The sequence below is a fragment of the Flammeovirga pacifica genome (assembly GCF_000807855.2).
Classification (GTDB): domain Bacteria; phylum Bacteroidota; class Bacteroidia; order Cytophagales; family Flammeovirgaceae; genus Flammeovirga; species Flammeovirga pacifica.
On sequence record NZ_JRYR02000001.1, the window covers coordinates 2,847,482 to 2,865,938 of the forward strand.

At 32.7% G+C, this 18,457-nt stretch carries 13 protein-coding genes; 5 read left to right on the forward strand and 8 right to left on the reverse strand.

All coding sequences use genetic code 11. From position 1 onward, the window contains the following. Positions 1-6: 6 nt before the first annotated feature. The 4 genes from NH26_RS11075 to NH26_RS11090 all read left to right on the forward strand — a co-directional run bounded on the left by NH26_RS11075 (position 7) and on the right by NH26_RS11090 (position 5,162). Positions 7-1,263 (forward strand): sulfate adenylyltransferase subunit 1, encoded by a 1,257-nt coding sequence (locus tag NH26_RS11075; RefSeq protein ID WP_394331097.1) that lies wholly within the window; start codon positions 7-9, stop codon positions 1,261-1,263. 239 nt (positions 1,264-1,502) lie between these two features. Next, positions 1,503-2,249: a DUF6625 family protein gene (locus tag NH26_RS11080; protein WP_044222980.1), complete on the forward strand. Its 747-nt coding sequence runs from the start codon at positions 1,503-1,505 to the stop codon at positions 2,247-2,249. Positions 2,250-2,352: 103 nt separating this feature from the next. Then, positions 2,353-4,107: a hypothetical protein gene (locus NH26_RS11085; RefSeq protein WP_052431983.1), complete on the forward strand. Its 1,755-nt coding sequence runs from the start codon at positions 2,353-2,355 to the stop codon at positions 4,105-4,107. 230 nt (positions 4,108-4,337) lie between these two features. Beyond that, entirely contained in the window at positions 4,338-5,162 is an 825-nt protein-coding gene (locus NH26_RS11090; protein WP_044222982.1) for a hypothetical protein, read from the forward strand. An 82-nt stretch (positions 5,163-5,244) separates the two neighbouring features. Here the strand turns inward: NH26_RS11090 and tyrS are convergent, their stop codons facing one another. From tyrS to NH26_RS11115, 5 genes are all read right to left on the reverse strand, one after another. Beyond that, positions 5,245-6,546 carry a tyrosine--tRNA ligase gene (tyrS, locus tag NH26_RS11095; RefSeq protein WP_044222986.1) on the reverse strand — a complete coding sequence of 434 codons (1,302 nt, stop codon included), beginning with the start codon at positions 6,544-6,546 and terminating at the stop codon, positions 5,245-5,247. 68 nt (positions 6,547-6,614) lie between these two features. Beyond that, positions 6,615-8,795, reverse strand: coding sequence for a LysM peptidoglycan-binding domain-containing protein (locus NH26_RS11100; protein WP_052431984.1), 2,181 nt, complete (start codon positions 8,793-8,795; stop codon positions 6,615-6,617). A 368-nt stretch (positions 8,796-9,163) separates the two neighbouring features. Further along, positions 9,164-10,588, reverse strand: coding sequence for an Asp-tRNA(Asn)/Glu-tRNA(Gln) amidotransferase subunit GatA (gene gatA / locus NH26_RS11105; protein WP_044222988.1), 1,425 nt, complete (start codon positions 10,586-10,588; stop codon positions 9,164-9,166). A gap of 216 nt (positions 10,589-10,804) precedes the next feature. Continuing rightward, positions 10,805-11,017 (reverse strand): Sec-independent protein translocase subunit TatA/TatB, encoded by a 213-nt coding sequence (locus NH26_RS11110; protein ID WP_044223187.1) that lies wholly within the window; start codon positions 11,015-11,017, stop codon positions 10,805-10,807. Positions 11,018-11,078: 61 nt separating this feature from the next. After that, on the reverse strand, positions 11,079-12,848 hold the full coding sequence (locus tag NH26_RS11115; RefSeq protein ID WP_044222991.1) for an ABC transporter ATP-binding protein: 1,770 nt from the start codon (positions 12,846-12,848) through the stop codon (positions 11,079-11,081). Between the two features lie 502 nt (positions 12,849-13,350). On the opposite strand from NH26_RS11115, the gene NH26_RS11120 reads away from it, so the two are divergent. Further along, positions 13,351-14,424 (forward strand): Glu/Leu/Phe/Val family dehydrogenase, encoded by a 1,074-nt coding sequence (locus NH26_RS11120; protein ID WP_044222993.1) that lies wholly within the window; start codon positions 13,351-13,353, stop codon positions 14,422-14,424. Positions 14,425-14,485: 61 nt separating this feature from the next. Here the strand turns inward: NH26_RS11120 and NH26_RS11125 are convergent, their stop codons facing one another. From NH26_RS11125 to NH26_RS11135, 3 genes are all read right to left on the reverse strand, one after another. Then, the gene (locus tag NH26_RS11125; protein ID WP_052431985.1) at positions 14,486-14,869 is read right to left on the reverse strand and encodes a YHS domain-containing (seleno)protein; all 384 of its coding nucleotides are present in this window, start codon (positions 14,867-14,869) and stop codon (positions 14,486-14,488) included. 582 nt (positions 14,870-15,451) lie between these two features. Then, positions 15,452-16,927, reverse strand: coding sequence for a glycoside hydrolase family 30 protein (locus NH26_RS11130; RefSeq protein ID WP_044222999.1), 1,476 nt, complete (start codon positions 16,925-16,927; stop codon positions 15,452-15,454). Beyond that, the gene (locus NH26_RS11135; RefSeq protein ID WP_044223189.1) at positions 16,928-18,400 is read right to left on the reverse strand and encodes a glycoside hydrolase family 30 protein; all 1,473 of its coding nucleotides are present in this window, start codon (positions 18,398-18,400) and stop codon (positions 16,928-16,930) included. Positions 18,401-18,457: the final 57 nt, after the last annotated feature.

The window sequence follows — 18,457 nt, forward strand, 5'->3', positions numbered from 1 at the left end:
ATTATCATCAACGTGGAAATTTTAAGATTTACAACAGCAGGTTCTGTCGATGACGGTAAAAGTACATTGATTGGACGTTTATTATATGATTCGAAATCTATCTTTGAAGATCAGTTAGAACAAGTATCTGAAACTTCAAAAAGAAAAGGTTTAGAACACGTAGACCTATCTTTACTTACAGATGGTCTAAGGGCAGAACGTGAGCAAGGTATTACTATTGATGTGGCTTACAGATATTTTGCTACACCAAGACGTAAGTTTATCATTGCTGATACTCCTGGTCATATTCAGTATACAAGAAATATGGTTACAGGTGCATCTACTGCCAACCTTGCATTGATCTTAGTCGATGCTCGTAATGGTTTAGTAGAACAAACTCACCGTCATGCTATTATCGCCTCTTTACTTCAAATCCCTCACATGATAGTTTGTGTGAACAAAATGGATTTAGTAGACTATAGCGAAGAAAAATTCGAACAAATTCAAGCAGACTTTAAAGAGTTTGCAGCAAAATTGAATCTTAAGGATATCCGTTTTGTACCTATCTCTGCTTTAAAAGGAGATAACGTTGTTCACCGTTCTGAGCAAACACCTTGGTATGATGGAGAAACTTTATTACACACTTTAGAGACTATTTATATTTCTAGTGATAATAATTACATCGATCCTCGTTTTGCTGTACAAACGATTATCAGACCTCATTCTGATGCATTCCATGATTTCCGTGGTTATGCAGGTCGTATTTCATCAGGTGTTTTCAGAAAAGGAGATGATATTATTGCACTTCCTTCTGGGTTTACATCAAAAGTGAAGGACATCTACTTAGGAGAAGAAAAAGTGGAAGAAGCTTTCCCTCCTCAGTCGGTAACTATCACTTTGGAAGATGATATTGATATCTCAAGAGGTGATATGTTGGTAAGACCAAATAACCAACCTCAACAAACTCAAGATTTAGATGTAATGCTTTGCTGGATGGATGATCAACCTCCAAGACCAAGAGCAAAATACATTATTATGCACACGACAAATGAGGCTAGATGTATGATAAAAGATATTCAGTATAAAATGAATATCAATACACTTAGTCGTATTGAAGGTGATAAATCTTTAGCCATGAATGATATTGCGAGAGTTAAAATTAGAACTACTAAGCCTATCATGAGTGATCCGTACAAGTCTAACCGTGTTACAGGTTCAATTATCCTAGTTGACGAAGCAACGCACCAAACGGTTGCTGCCGGTATGATTAGAAGAGAAAAGTAATTCCTTTAAAAGGATTCATATACAAAACACCTAAGTAATCTTAGGTGTTTTTTTATTTCCATAATTATACTTTTCTATGTTTTAGTTCTATAAAATATCTTTGATATTTAGTAAATTAAGCTATTATAAATCTATAAATAATACTATCTATTGATTCCACAACATCTTAAAAGTCAACCTTTTTACATTTATTAACGTATTAATTAATACAACTATTCATCTCATTAAAATAAATAATTATGAATTGTGTTAAAACAACCATAATAGTACCTATTATTGATTCTTTACCAGCTTATTTATCACTATTCCTAGAACAATTATCCCATCAAAAGCATGTTGACGCTCTGTTACTATGTAATTTTAATATTAATATCGAAACACCCGATAACGTAGAGTTAATCACAATTGATTTTCATAACCTACAAGATTTAATACAATACCTAGGTAAACAGAAACAAAATTATCTATTAGAATATGATTATTGGACAATAGGTAGTATTCAACACTTATATGGTCATATCACTCGATTTCTAAATAAATTACATACCCCTAACACAGAAATGATTGTTTTAAATGATGATGACGAAAACTTGATGTTCTTTAAATCGTCTAAGAAGGTGATCGAACAGGTACTTATCCAACATAATTCTAAAACATTAAATCTAGTAGAAGCAGAAATTCTTGAAAAAAATTTAAAGAAAACATTTTATTTCAATAAGGGAAAAATCATTGATTATCATAATAGAATGAATTACCCTTTTATTAATATTGAAAAACTACTAAAACATAGAAACATCGTACACTATGATCAAGATTGGAAAAAAATACCTTCAATCTTTTATCTTGATACCACAGGTTTTTACACTGAAAATGAATTTCGAGAATACGCTCAAGTTAGAATACACAAAGAAATAAAGGAGATCGGTTATATGTGTAAAGAATATTTCATAAACTTATTCCAAAAAAACAGAAAAGAAATCGCTTAAGGTTACCAATCAAGCACATCCTTTTATTGGCAAGTTATTTGATCCTATTTTAAAGATTTTTTAGAAATTTTTACTTTGATTAAAAGAATCAAAAACTTAAACGATGAATCAATTTTTTACTACCGTTATTCGTCTTCTGTGCATATTATTTATTATCACTCCAATTCATAATATTTTAGCACAATCAGCCACTGTACCTTATGACCCGGAATATTATCATTTAATTGATAGATACGAGATAAAACAAAAAGATTTTGGTAACATCTTTACGAACATAAAACCATACAGTCGCCAAGATATTGCCAAATTTGTAGAATCTTTTGATTCAACTTACGACGGTTCATTATCTGAATCAGATAAATACCAGCTTTCTTACCTTGCCTTAGATAATTGGCAATACATGAGCGATTCTACAATTGCTGAAGTAAAAAAACCTTTCCTTAAATATTTATACAGAAGTAAAATTGACTTCGCTAATGTCAATGAAAAAGACTTTGAGGTTCATGTTAACCCATTGCTTTTGTTTAGTGCAGGCGATGATAACCTAAATACTTCAAGACCATTTATTAATCAAAGAGGTGCTGTTATTTATGGTTCAATTGCAGGTAAAGTAGGATTCTATATGCAAGCAAGTGATAATCAAGAAAGATTACCATTTTACGCTCAGCAATACTCAAAATCACATAACAATACCATTCCAGGACAGCAATGGTATAAAGACAATGGAAATGGTACTTACGACTTTTTCAATGCTCAAGGATATATCAACTTCCAATTAGTCGATAAATACATTCAAGCTGAATTTGGTAGAGGAAGAAACTTTATTGGTAATGGCTATCGTTCAATGTTTTTATCTACTCATGCCAACGACTATACTTACTTAAAATTAAATACGAGAGTATGGCACTTAGAATATACCAATATTTTCGCTCAGATGAATGCGAGTAATGTCGCTGAAATGCCTTTTACTGCTTTGCCTAAGAAATATATGGCTATGCATCACTTAGGATGGAATATTACTAAAAACTTAAATATTGGATTGTTTGAGCAGGTATTATTTAGTAGACATGATTCTCTAGGAAATAATTCATTTGATATCTCTTACATGAACCCTATCATCTTCTACAGAGCTTTAGAACATGGATTAGGAGATGCTGATAACGTTCAAATAGGTTTTGATGCGAAATATAATATTTGGGGTAAGGTTCAACTTTATGGACAAATCATGGTGGATGACTTAAGTGTTGGAAACTTAGGAAAAGGCTTTTATGGTAATAAATTCGCATATCAACTTGGTGCGAAATACATTGATGCATTTGGTCTCAGTAATCTAGATCTACAAGGGGAAATGAATGTCGTCGACCCTTACACCTACTCCCATAAGGAAACGACCGGACCAAAAAGTAATTTATATGGTAATCAAGCCCATTATTACCAAGAACTAGCCCATCCTAATGGTGCTAACTTTTATGAGCTAATTGGTATTCTTAGATATAGACCGAACTTCTTACCAAAATTATCAACCGTAATTAAAGGTATTTATAGAGAACAAGGATTTAATACCTACGATGAAAACGGAAATATCTTAGTGAATTACGGTCATGATATTTTTGTCAATTATAACACGGCACCTGGAGCTCCTGATTCTTTTGACAATAAACTTTTACAAGGAGATAAAGTCACTACCATGTATCTTGATGCTGTTTTGACTTACACTCCATTCCATAATATTTTTGTGGATTTAAGAGCTACTTACAGAAAGTTAAGCAGTGATGACAATGCGGCTTACAATCAGTCTGAAAATTATATTGGTGCCGCTGTTAGATGGAATATCGGACAAAGACTTTACGATTTCTAAATCAATAAGAATTGTCTCAATACAAAAGTAGAGGAATTAGTTTCTCTACTTTTTTTTATGCAAAAACATTTCATGTAACATTAAATTCACATACTGATTTGAATTTTATTTATTATTAACATCATTTTAATAATAAAACCTACATATGTCGTCTTTAGGTTAACCTAATGTTAACTCAATGTGAATAATATTCGTATATTAGATAAGAAAACATTGCGAAAGTATTATTCATGAAATTTATTGCCGTCATATTACCCCTTATAATTTCACTTTCTTTTTTAGGAAAGTCAGAGGTGTATGCACAAGATCATGAAATAACGCTTGCAAAAAATCAATCCTCTTCTATGCTAGAGTATTATTCTCTAAATCAAATTGATAAAGCATGGAATACAGATCATTTCAACTTATATTTTTCTCCTACCGAAAAAATTAATGCTAAAGAGTTTACATCCATGAAACAAGATGTTCAGGATTGGGTAAACTATTGGCAAGAACAAAAAGACAAGACCAACAAATCAATTGTCAAAAAAATATTCACAAAAACTAGAAACAAGTTTTTAAAAAATTACGCAGAGTGTAGTTCATTCTCTGAAATGATTAACACTGGAACATATGATTGTTTAACAGCAACATTGTTATATGCTCATATTTTTGATGAGTTAGGTTATGACTTTCAGATTAAACAATTAAACAGCCATGTGTATATTTTATTAAATGATGCACATCAAGGTAGAACACTTATAGAATCTACAGATGTTTATGGCTATGTGATTAATCAGAATGATATTGATGAAAGAATAAATAAGTATCAAAGTAGATTAGAAAATTCATTGTTATATAAGGAATATGGAATGAATTTAAGTGAAAACCTAAGCTTAAAAGATTTAGCTGGTTTACAATATTACAATCAGGCTGTAAACGCTTATAGAGCAGATAATTTTCAAGATGCTCAATTAGCGTTATACAAAGCATCTATTGTTACAGATTCTCCTAGAATAATTTACTTAAGATCTTATTTAGAAGATCAAGTATCTTACGAGGATTGGTCAAAATAAAAGTATAATCGTCAGAAGTTTTTTTATACATAAAAAGGCGTTGAATATTACATTCAACGCCTTTTTTATCTATAAATAGAAATTAAACTACTTTAATCAAACAGTAATTTTTCTTTCCTTTTTGAGCTAAGATATATTTGTCTTGCAACAACTCTAAATCTTTTGGTAACTCGCTACCTTGTAATTTAGCTTTGTTGATAGAAATACCTCCACCTTTAATCATTCTTTTTGCTTCACCTTTAGAAGAGAATAATTGATTATCAGTACCTGCTGATAATAAATCGGCAATTTCTGCCATTCCTTCTAAATCCGCTTTTGTGATTTCAGATTGTGTTACTCCTTCAAATACTTGTAATAATGTACGCTCATCTAAAGATTTCAGCTGATCTGTAACATTCTTACCAAACAAAATATTTGATGCAGCGATTGCCGTGTCTAATTCTTTTTGTCCGTGTACAGCACGTGTTACTTCTTCTGCTAATCGCTTTTGAAGAATACGTGTATGAGGAGCCTCATCATGCTCTGCAATCAATTGATCGATCTCTTCTTTTTCGATAAATGTAAAGATCTTGATGTATTTCTTAGCATCATCATCTCCAACATTTAACCAGAATTGATAGAATTGGTAAGGAGAAGTTTTTTCTGGATCTAACCAAACAGCACCACTTTCCGTTTTACCAAATTTAGTTCCGTCAGCCTTTGTAATTAAAGGACAAGTAGCAGCATAAGCCGTTCCTTGAGCTTTACGACGAATTAATTCAGTACCTGTAACGATATTACCCCACTGGTCTGAACCTCCAAATTGTAAACGACAGTTTTTCTCTTTGTACAGATGATAAAAATCCCATCCTTGTAACAATTGATAAGTAAACTCTGTGAATGAGATACCTGATCCGTCAGCTAAACGCTTCTTCACAGATTCTTTACTCATCATATAATTTACAGTCAAGTGTTTCCCTGCTTCTCTTGCAAAATCGATAAAGCTAAACTCTTTGAACCAATCATAATTGTTCAAGATCTCAGCTGAATTATCTCCGCAATCGAAGTCTAAGAATTTTTCCAATTGTCCCTTCATTCCTGCAATGTTCTTTTGGATAGAATCATCATCCAAAAGTTGTCTTTCTGCAGCTTTAAAAGAAGGATCGCCAATCATACCTGTTGCTCCACCTACAATAGCTAATGGCTTGTGCCCTGCCTTTTGTAAATGTCTAAGCAACATAACAGATACCATATGACCAATGTGAAGAGAATCTGCTGTTGGGTCAAAACCTACATAAGCAGTTGTCATCTCTTTGTTCAATTGATCTTCAGTACCTGGCATGATATCATGCAGCATACCGCGCCACTGCAATTCTTCAATAAGATTTGTTTTTATATCTGCCATTTTCCTGTTGTTTCAAAATTTGAAGATGCAATTTACAAGGAAAATTAGAATTGAGTATTTAAAGATGCTTAAGATTTTATTTTTAATTGCTGTCCTACCTTCAAATTATTACTTTTCAGACCATTTAACTGCTTGATTTCTGAAACTGACACTCCAGATTTCTGAGAAATACTCCATAAAGTATCTCCACTTTTTACAGTGTAATATTGAGGCGAACTACTTTTCGATGATTTCTTCTGCTCATTAAGCACACTATTCGGCGAAGGTGGGATGGTTAAAACCTGACCTGCCTGAATAGTAGAAGTTTTCATATTATTTACTTTCTTAATATCGTTTACATACACTCTATACATCTTAGCAATTTCAACTAGATTTTCTCCAGATTTCACTTTATGTGATCTCGTTTTAGAAGAAGGTCCGTAAGTAGGAGAATTATTTTTTGCCGGTGTTGTAGATTTTTTTGATGAAGCCTTAGAAGTAGTAGGGGCAGCTACTTTTTGAGAACTGTAAACTTTTAATTTTTGTCCTTTGTAAATAGTAGAGCCGCTCATACCGTTCCATCTCCTTAAATTTGAAGCAGATGTGTTATACTGTTCAGCAATTCCTCCTAAAGTTTCACCACTTCTTACAGTGTGGTACACTAGGTTATCTTTCGAAGATGATACAGTTGTAGGTTGTGAGGTTGTTTTTGAAGTACTCGAAGAAGATGCTTCAGGAGCCTTATACTTTCCTTCTTTAATCAATAACTTTTGACCTTTATAAATAGTTGATCCTTTTATTTTATTCAGCCTTTTAATATCTGATACGTATACTCTATATCTTTTAGCAATAGTTCCCAAAGTCTCCCCACTTCTTACCGTATGGTAGATGCTTGCTCCACTTGTTTTAGATGCCGTTGAGGTAGTAGTTGCAGAAGTTCTCTTCTTTGAAGAACTAGATGATGATACGGTTGAAGGCCCCGGACTATATACATTTCCATAAATCTTCAACTTCTGTCCTGGGTAAATAGTGTTATTTCTCAAGTTATTCCATGACTTGATATTAGTAATAGACACTCTATTTTTTCTAGCTATCACACCTAAAGACTCTCCACTTCTTACATAATGATAGTAGTATCCATCACTTATACTAGCCCCTTTACCAGTATATTTTATATTGGATAAGATTTCATCTTGATGCTCTAAATAATAATTGAACCTTGCTTCTGGAATCTTAATTCTAAAGTTTTTTACATAATTGGGAGCAAAACCAAACCTTAACGATGGATTCAAAAGAGATAAATCATCATGGCAAACATTCAACTCATCAGCCAACTTATTTAAATCTACAGATTGACTAACAAAGATATCTTCAGAAGGGATTTCATACATTGGTAAATCTTGCACCAAATTGTACTCATCAGCATACGTTAAAACATACGCCATAGCTACATATTGAGGTAAATAAGACCTTGTTTCTCTAGGTAGTTTTTTATAAATATCCCAGAATTTTTTCTTACCAGATCTTCTTTGTGCTTTTCTAATATTACCAGGTCCACAGTTGTAGGCTGCAATGGCTAATTCCCAATCTCCATGATAATTGTGTAAGAACTTTAAATATCTTGCTGCTGCCCTTGTTGCCTTTTCAGGGTCCATTCTATCATCAATCTGATAACTTTGTTTTAACCCATAAGCACGACCCGTTCTTGGCATAAATTGCCATAAACCTTTGGCACCAACTCTAGATAAAGCAACAGGTTTTAAAGCTGACTCTATCACCGATAAATATTTTAATTCAGTAGGTACGCCTTCTTCTTCAAATATTCTTTCAAACATTGGAAAGTAGATATTTTGTCGTTGCATTATCCCCAATGTGTAATCACGATTTCTTACGGCAAAATAATCTATAAACAAACGTACACGCTCATGATATTCTAAAGGAATCACGTCTTCTAATTCCTTAAGACGTTCTTTCACTAAACTATCTGTTACATTAGGTACATAATCATAAGTTTGATCAGTAACATCTAAAAGTATTGCAGATGTGGTATCAAAATCTTCAAAATTTTCAAACCAAGGTGCATAAGGTGCCGCTTCCACAATTTCTAATGTGTCAGATGGCAAAAGGTAACCTTCAGGAAGAGCTACGGTATAAATACTATCTTTCCAAGTCATTCTAGTCTCTTCTATTTCGTTTTGAGAAAAAACGATTGTACTAGAAATTAAAAAGATAAAAATAGAAATAAATGCGGATGATTTATTGAACTGCATTCTCGGTTAAATAATTAGGGGATAAAACAGTTTTGTGATTAGATCATCATTTAAATAAGTAGAATTCTGATTAATAAAAATGAATCGACATATCAAATCACAAGGTTATTACTTAAGATCGAAGATACTTATTCTATTAAGAAATTGATTTTCAAATAAAATAACTTATTACGAACTTATGCTATCAACAAATATAAGATGAAAATGAATTAAGAATTAGGATTTAAGAATATAGTTCATCAAAAAGTATGATTTTTTATCTATGAAATAAAAAAGATGTAAAACTTCTTCTAAGAATTAGTTTTACATCTTCAATATATTCCTTTCTCCTAAGATGAAAGTCCAATTATAATGATACTATAGTTTAATTATAATTTTGATAGGTAATTCGAAAATGCTAACATTTTTTCTTCTTCAAACCTATTTGCCATTACTTGTAGACCAATAGTTAAACCTTCTTTATCTTCTCCATTAGGAATTGATATTGCTGGCAAACCTGCTAATGAAGCATGCACTGTATATAAATCTCCTAAGTACAATTCTAATAAATTATTTTCGCCATACTCCCCTATTTTAAAAGAAGGAGTGGATGTGGTAGGCATTAAAATAAAATCGTATTCCGATAAGATCTTTTCTGTCGTTTCTTTGATCAATCTTCTTACTTTTTGAGCTTTTGAAAAATAAGCATCATAATAAGAAGCAGATAAAACAAACGTTCCTAACATAATTCTTCTCTTCACTTCATCTCCAAAACCTTCTGATCTTGATTTCTTGTAAAGTGCTTCCAAATCTTTAGGTTGATCTGTTCTGTAACCATACCTTACCCCATCAAAGCGTTCCAAGTTTGTACTTGCTTCTGCTGTTGTTAAGATATAGTAGGTAGGCAACAAATAGTCTAAAAGAGGAAATTCAATACCCTCCACCTGATGACCTTCTGCTTTTAAAGCATTGATCTTATCAAATGTTTTCTGACTAATTTCTTGATTTAAATGCTCACTTTCTACTGTTTCTTTGATGTAAGCAATCTTTAATTTCTCTTTAGGCTGATCATCTACAGTAGTAGAATACGCAGGCACTGGCTGTTGAGAAACTGTAGCATCTTGCTCGTCTTGACCTGCAATAATTTCTAAAACTAGAGCAGCATCAGGAACATTATGTGATATAATACCTATAGTATCAAAAGAAGAAGCATAAGCAATTAAGCCCCATCGCGAAATTCTTGAATAAGTAGGTTTTAAACCAACAGTGCCTGTAAACGCAGCTGGCTGTCTTACAGAACCTCCTGTATCAGAACCTAAAGATACTAAACAGTGTTGATCAGAAACTGCTACGGCAGATGCTCCAGAAGAACCACCCGGCACACGCGTTTCGTCAATATTATTTTTAACTACTCCAAAAGCTGAGTTTTCATTGGATGACCCCATGGCAAACTCATCACAGCTTTGTCTACCAATTATGATAGCGTCTTCATCAAGAAGCCTATCTGTAGCTGTTGCTGAAAATGGAGAAATATATTTATCTAAAATTTTTGATGATGCTTGTAGGCCGTGATCTTTAAATGCAATCACATCTTTCAATCCAACAACCATACCTGCTAAACGACCTGCAGTACCATTTTTAAGCTTTTCATCAACTTTTTTAGCTTGAGCGATCGCTTCATCAGCATATACCTCATTCCAAACATTTAGATGCTTTTTCTCCTCAATTCTTGCCAAATAATTTTCTACAAGAGTAACACAAGAAGTTGCTCCATTGGAAAGTGCTGCCTTTATTTCATCAAATGATTTGTACATATTCTCAGTATAATTAGAAATTAAGTGTGTGAATTGCACAGAAGTTTGTTCTTAGTTATTGCACACAATAATTTTTTGATCTTCAACTTGAAGGGACCAAAATAAAAAAAGTTTATCTATGTATAATGACAAAGATAAACTTCTTTTCGTTTTATTGTGAATAATTTAATGAAAAATAGATTTCATTAAAAATATATCAAGGATAACAAGGTTAAATTACTTTTCCTCTTTCTTCTTCTCCTCTTCTTTAATGCCTTTCTCTAACTCTTCTGAGATTTGATTTTTAGCATCTTTAAATTCTCTGATGCCAGAACCAAGACCACGAGCTAATTCAGGAATACGCTTCGCTCCGAATAGTAATAAAACTACCAAGCCAATGATTACCCATTCCAAACCTCCAGGCATACCGAATAATAAAATTGCATTCAATTCCATGGTGTACTATTTATTGTTTGTTACGCACTGCAAAGGTACTTATAATTTTCTAATATCAATTAATCCCCTCTACTTCTTTGTATTGCATTTGATAAAGTTTAGCATAAAAGCCTTCTTTTTGAAGTAATTCGTCGTGAGAACCAGCTTCTTTTATTTCACCTTTATCTAAAACAATGATGTTGTCTGCATTTCTAATAGTGGCTAATCTATGAGCAATAGCAATGCTCGTTCGTCCTTTCATCATCGAATTAATTGCACCTTGTATTAGTGCTTCTGTCTCTGAATCTACAGAAGAAGTGGCTTCATCTAGAATGATAATTTCAGGATCATAGACCATTGTTCTTACAAATGAAAGTAACTGCCTTTGACCTACACTTAATGTAGCCCCTCTTTCCATTACTTTATAATCTAATTTACCTGGTAACTTTTCTATAAACGATTTTGCTCCAATTAACTCGGCTGCATTCATAATCTGCTCGTCAGTGATTGATTTATCACCTAAAGTAACATTATCTCGTATGGATGAAGAGAAAAGAAACACATCCTGAAGTACAACACCTACATGCTTTCTTAAATTATGTAGATCATAGTCTTTCACATCTCTATTATTCACATAAATGTTCCCTTTGTTGATTTCGTAAAATCTTGAGATCAAATTAATGATAGATGATTTCCCTGCACCTGTTGCCCCTACTAAAGCCACCGTCTCTCCATGGTTTACTTTAAAATTGATGTTCTTAAGAACATAATCGTCTTCTTTATAAGCAAACCAAACATCTTTAAATTCTACATCACCCTTAATCGAATCAGTGGTATATGTTCCATCATTACTGATGAAATCTTTATCATCTAATAATTTAAGAATCCTATCAGAAGAAACAATTCCCATTTGAAGCGTATTGAATCTATCGGCAATCATTCGAATAGGTCTGAAGAATAAGTTGATATACATAATGAAAGCGATCAACGTACCTAAAGTAGCATAGCCGTCTAAAACACTGTGTGCTCCCCACCATACTAAAAGACCTGTTCCTGAAGCAGCAATTACTTCAGCAACCGGGTAATAAATAGAATAATAAAGTACCGTACTGATATTTGCATTTCTATGCTCTTTGTTGATCTTTTGGAATTCATCTTGTTCTCTTTTTTCTGCAGAGAAAAGTTGCACCACATTCATCCCTGTAATGTGTTCCTGAACAAAGGTATTTAGGTTAGAAACTGCATTTCTAACATCGTTAAAGGCTACTTTTATTTTTTCTTTGAAAACGTAAGTTGAGAATAAAAGTAATGGCAATACAGATAAACTTATTAACGTTAAGCGCCAATCTGTATACAACATGACCAAAAGAATGAAAATTAATTGAAGTATATCTCCCAACATAGCTGCTACGCCATTGGCAAATACCTCTGAAAGTGTTTCAATATCTGATACTGCGCGTGTTACCAAACGTCCTATTGGAGTATTATCGTAAAACTTAAGTTTTAACTTAAGAATATGTTCATATAACTGTACTCGCATATCTTTTACGATATGTTGACCTAACCAACCTGACAAATAAGTATGACAGAATTGCACCAAAGCTTGTAATAATTGAACTGCAATAAGTATCACAATCATTTTGTTTAAGCCTGGCATATCATTTTCGACAATAAAATTATCGATGGTATACTGAATGAGGTAGGGTCTAGAGGGAGCTAATACACCTAATGAAATGGTTAGAAACACTAGAAAAACAAAGGCTTTCATGTGAGGTCTAACAAAAATCATCATTCTTGATAGGACTTCTCTATCAAATATTTGCCCCGAATTTTTTTCTTTATCCACTGATTAATGAGTTAAGGATGAAATTTTGCCTTATCAATTTATCTTCACCTATTTTGGGTGAAATGAGTCATCACCTTAGGTAGGTATAAAACCAATCCCAAAGTTATGAATAATATCAGCAAAAACTTTCGATATCACACTTAAGAAGTTTAAAAATATACCTATTGTTTAAATTTTATAGAATGATCTACTTGAAATCATATCAATAAATAATTTTATAACATTCTATTCACAAAAAAGTCTTATTAGAAATCGTAATTAAAATCATTTTTTGAAAAAAAAATTGATTTTATCATTTTCAGAATATAATTCTGAATTATTCATATAATACCCCTATAAATATTTGTAATAATTTAAAATTATCGACCAATAGATATAATATTTGGTAATAATTTAAAATTTAAGCACTTACACGTCCTATTGCAATACAAGTTAGAAAATGTAACTTGCCAACATCAATCATAAAGTATTAGCAATAAACATATACAATACATTAATATAAATGGAAGATATCTCAGTTTTTGAAGAAGTCTCTTCTATGGGACACGAGCAAGTAGTTTACTGCCACGAAAAATCAACAGGATTAAAAGCCATTATCGCTATTCATAATACTGTTTTAGGACCTGCTTTAGGAGGCACTAGAATGTGGATGTACGAAAATGAGGCGCAGGCAACTTATGACGCACTTCGTCTCTCAAGAGGTATGACCTTTAAAAACTCTATCGCCGGTTTAAATCTTGGCGGTGGAAAAGCAGTAATTATCGGAGATGCAAGAAAGCACAAGTCTGAAGGCATGTTAAGAGCTTATGGACGTTTCTTGAAAAACCTAAATGGAAAATATATTACTGCAGAAGACGTTGGAATGAATGCTTCTGATATGGAACATATTGCTGCAGAAACTTCACATGTAAGTGGTATGCCAGAAACGAGAGGTGGTTTGGGAGATCCATCACCTTTTACAGCCTACACAACTTATATGGGTATGAAAGCTGCTGCAAAGAAGCAATTCGGGTCGGATAGTTTAGAAGGTAAAAAAGTATCTATACAGGGTGCAGGTCACGTAGGAGAATACATCATTCAACATTTGAAAAAAGAAGGATGTGAAATTTACGTATCTGATTACTATGAAGATAGAGTAAAAGATGTTGTAAATAAATATGGTATTAAAGGAGTTGGTTTAGACGAAATCTACGATTTAGATGTAGACATCTATTCACCTTGTGCGTTAGGTGCAACGGTAAATGATGAGACTTTATCTAAATTAAAATGTTCTATCATTGCTGGTTGTGCTAACAATCAATTAGCTGATGAAAAAGTACATGGCGATTTGGCTAAATCTAAAGGCATCCTTTATGCTCCAGACTTTTTGATTAACTCAGGTGGGGTAATCAATGTATATGCTGAAGTGATTAAAACAACAAAAGATTGGTCTTGGAATAAATGCGAATTTGTTTACGACCAAACATTAAAAGTTTTTGATCAATCTCAAGCCACAGGCAAAAATGCTCAAGAAGTTGCCATTGATATCGCGCAGCAGCGTATCAATGAAGTTGCCGCTATAAAAAGCACATACTAACATACCAATTCAGGTAAACATATATACAAAAAGGGCAACTCTATTGAGTTGCCCTTATTTTTTATTCTATTAATAATTTCTTCCAATTTCTATCAGCTGCTTCCTCCAGTCTATCTGCTCCTTCTTTGTTCCAATCTTCTAGAGTATTGGTAAAAAACTTATTGTAGTAAAGCATTAATCGACCATTCTGGATCTTATAAGTTTCATAATTTACCTCTACTTTTTCTCCTTTCGCTCCCATCGCGTAAGCACACCAACCTCCATAAGCTGGTATGTACTTATCAGGATTTTCTTTAAACGTTTCTCTATTTTTATGGGATGCAAAATAATAATGCACACCTTTGTGTATAACTGATATATGTTTGTCTCCTTCTTCGGGAGAATCTAAAAAGTAACTCACAGGATCATATCCGCCAATAGCGATTTCTCCCTTTTCTAAATTCATATCACTAGGTAATTGTGAATAACTTAAGGTTGACCAACATAATATTGTGAATAAACAGAGTAAAAATTTAGTTAGTTTCATCATTTTCTAATTTTTTGAGTATTTAATGTGAATAAGTTTCTGGTTATTAGTTATACTGTTATTCATATTAAAAAGTTACTCTATTGTAATTCTCTAGTTTGTACTGATACAATAATTCAACTTTCATCCCTCTTCCCATTTATTAAATGCATTAAAAAATCAAACGTATGTTAACTTAACCAACCCACCAAAAAGAAACATCGTTACCAAATATATATCTTTTAATAATCATTCGAATAAATCTATCATGAAAAAATTAATTATCGGTGTCGTTTTTCTAATTGTTATCGTAAGTGTAAACAATTTTCTAATCAGTAAAAGTGAAGTGGTTAAGCCATACAGACCTTTTAAAATAGAAAAAAGTAAATAATCATCAGAGTTTAGTAAAATCTATTTTCATCGAACTCTGGTGAATAATTTAATGATATAAAAAGCCCCTAAAAATGGATATATTTCAATTTTGGGGGCTTTTTTTATATCAATATGATGAATCAATTATATTTATTTTATACCGAATACAAGAGTTTGAATACCTCTAGCAGGAATATTTAATTTTGTCATTTGACCTTTCAAATACACAGTATAATCATGAGCATCATCTGAAGTGTTTAACACTACAGTAACCAATCTACCATCTGTGTTGATAAATGATGTTGCTTCAATAAAATCATAACTAACTGCTGTACTCACTCTTACAGCCTCAGGTCTAATAAATTTAGAAAAGTGACCGATGTAATAATAAGATGGAGTATAAATCAACTCATTCGTTGACAAGTCTGCATGTATTGGAGAAAAACAAAAGTTACCCACATGATTAGGTCCTCCATTTTGATCTAATAGAATATTCCAATCGGTCCAACCAACAGTACCTCTATTAAAATCATTTACCATAGACTTACCATAACGTTCTGCATTGGGCCAATATTGATACTTTTTTGCATCAAATTTTTCATTACACCCTTCCGTAAATAGTAAATTTTTAGATGGAAAATTTTCTTTTACTTTAGACAGATTGTCAAACATTGGCTCACTTCCTGTCCAGTTCTCATACCAATGAAACCCGATACCCCATGCATATTTTGCAGCTTCTGGATCACCAAAAATGGTATTTGCTCTATTTACTATTAGATCTCTATTGTGATCCCAAACCACTATATTCTTATCAGACAAACCTTGTTTTTCAAAAGTTGGCCCAAGATAATTTTTCAAGAAATCTCTTTCCTCTTCTGCAGTATACACACAAGATTCCCAAGTTTGTACTGCCATAGGTTCGTTTTGGATGGTTACACCCCAAACAGCTACACCTTCGGCTTCATATGCTTCAATAAATTTTACATAATAATTTGCCCAAGATTGATAAAACTCAGGTTGTAATTTACCACCTTTCAACATATCTTTTTTACCTTTCATGAAGGCAGGAGGAGACCAAGGAGAGGCATAAAACTGTAATGATTTATCAGCTTTTTTAATAGCACTTTTAATCATTGGTAGCTTCCACTTTCTATCATGATCAATATTAAATGTAGCCAACTCTTTATCACCTTCATCGATATAAGTATAGCTTTCTGAACCAAAATCACTACTATGGATTGATGTTCTTAAAAGTGTGTAATCTATCCCGTCTTCACCATAATAAGCATTCAATAATTCCTCTTGCTTATCTTTTGATAATTTATAAAACACTTCAGAAGAGGCATCCGTAATAGCACCGCCTATACCTAGTAATCTTTGATATTGTTTATCAGGATTAATAAATAAAGACACATTTCCTTCTGTAGGTTGTTTACTATTACTCAAACTATAATTACCTGTATTAGATAAACGTAACTCAGTATCTTTGGCCGTAGTAAACACGGATACAGAATTAGGAACTGCCATCTCCTGTTTATTTTCTTTTACAGAAGTTAATTGCTGACTAGGTGTACAACCCATCATGAAGCTTGTGGCTAGTAATGTATTTATAAGTATTTTTTTCATTTAACTCATTGGTTTAGTGTGAATAATAGTTGCGACAGCATTACCTGGTAAAGATACTGTATAACTCTCTTCGGTATTTTTAAAGTTTAGATTAACTTTTGTTCCGGTCTCTGCATTATTCATAATAAGTGTCACAATCTTTCCCTCAGGTGTTAGGAAAGCTACATTGGGTAAATTTCCTAATTGATTTGTTTTTATTCTTACTGATCCTACTGGTACATATTTAGAAGCATGACCTATAATATAATAAGCTACATTTCTGTTAACATCATCAGCATCAACCGTTAAACCACCTAAACATCTTGTGCACCCTCCTGGCGTTCTAGGCGTCAAAGAACTATTGGATGTTAAATTCCATTCCATCACTCCTTTGGCCCAATTTCTTGTCGAACCAATAATAATATTCTCAAAATGCCACATCAAAGTGTTTCCAAAATCACCATCTTCAGAATCAACCCATTGTTCTGTAAAATAGATGTCTTTTGATACGTCAGCAGCTTTTACTTGAGACAATGCAGAGATATCACCTCCATAAAGGTGAAAAGCACTTCCTGAAATAAATTCGTTGGCTGCAGATTGAATAATTTCAATGGGGTATTCAGGTTTATCTGCATTATGATCGTAAGTGATAATTTTAGTGGTAATACCTGCTGCTTTTAACTTAGGTCCTAATTGTTGTGCAATGAAATCTGCCATTTCATTGGCATGCATCAACATACTTGGTTCGTTTCCAGGATGAAGAGGTTCGTTCTGAATCGTGATAGCATAAATATCAATTCCTTCTTTTTGATATGCATCAATATATTTAATAAAATAATCAGCATAAGCTTCATAATATTTTACTAACAATTGACCTCCGATAGCACTATTATTCGATTTCATCCATGTTGGGGGAGACCATGGAGTACTTAAGAATTTAATTGTAGGTTGAATGGCAATTATTTCTTTAAGTACAGGTACTAAATTTTTCATATCCTCTTGAATAGAAAAATTACTTAGAAGGTTGTCGTCACTTCCTTTAGTCATAGCATAAGAGAAAGCCTTTGCATCTAAATCAGATGCTGCAATACTTAATCTAAGGAAAGAAATACCTAATTGATTTTCATTACTATCTGTACCAAAAAGTTCTGTTAAAAGGGCTGTTCTTTTACTTTGAGACATCCCCATAAGATGTGCTGCACTACCTCCTGTTAAGGTAAAACCAAAACCATCCATTTCTTGGTATACTTGGTTTTGATCTATTCTTAACGTAGATATATTTTCTTCCGTACCTGAAGAAACAGCATCTTCAATTGTTTTTAATCCGACATTTTTTTGATTAGAAACATCGGATTTAGTAGTCACAACTACTGTAATATTTTCAGGGTTATCAGGTCCTACAACTGGAGGAGGAGGAGCTACTGCTTTATTTTCTTCGGTACAACTAGAACCAAGAATAAAAGCTGAGACTATAAAACTAAGAATCGTATTCATTTTAAACCTAACCATATTTCTTGAATTGATAACCCTACCCCTATAGAAATAGAGGTA

Bases quoted from the DNA above. Each gene is read 5' to 3' on its own strand.
- NH26_RS11090 (WP_044222982.1), top strand. From the start codon at position 4,338: ATGAAATTTATTGCCGTCATATTACCCCTTATAATTTCACTTTCTTTT.
- NH26_RS11135 (WP_044223189.1), bottom strand. From the start codon at position 18,400: ATGAATACGATTCTTAGTTTTATAGTCTCAGCTTTTATTCTTGGTTCT.
- gatA (WP_044222988.1), bottom strand. From the start codon at position 10,588: ATGTACAAATCATTTGATGAAATAAAGGCAGCACTTTCCAATGGAGCA.
- tyrS (WP_044222986.1), bottom strand. From the start codon at position 6,546: ATGGCAGATATAAAAACAAATCTTATTGAAGAATTGCAGTGGCGCGGT.
- NH26_RS11100 (WP_052431984.1), bottom strand. From the start codon at position 8,795: ATGCAGTTCAATAAATCATCCGCATTTATTTCTATTTTTATCTTTTTA.
- NH26_RS11080 (WP_044222980.1), top strand. From the start codon at position 1,503: ATGAATTGTGTTAAAACAACCATAATAGTACCTATTATTGATTCTTTA.
- NH26_RS11130 (WP_044222999.1), bottom strand. From the start codon at position 16,927: ATGAAAAAAATACTTATAAATACATTACTAGCCACAAGCTTCATGATG.
- NH26_RS11085 (WP_052431983.1), top strand. From the start codon at position 2,353: ATGAATCAATTTTTTACTACCGTTATTCGTCTTCTGTGCATATTATTT.
- NH26_RS11125 (WP_052431985.1), bottom strand. From the start codon at position 14,869: ATGAATTTAGAAAAGGGAGAAATCGCTATTGGCGGATATGATCCTGTG.
- NH26_RS11120 (WP_044222993.1), top strand. From the start codon at position 13,351: ATGGAAGATATCTCAGTTTTTGAAGAAGTCTCTTCTATGGGACACGAG.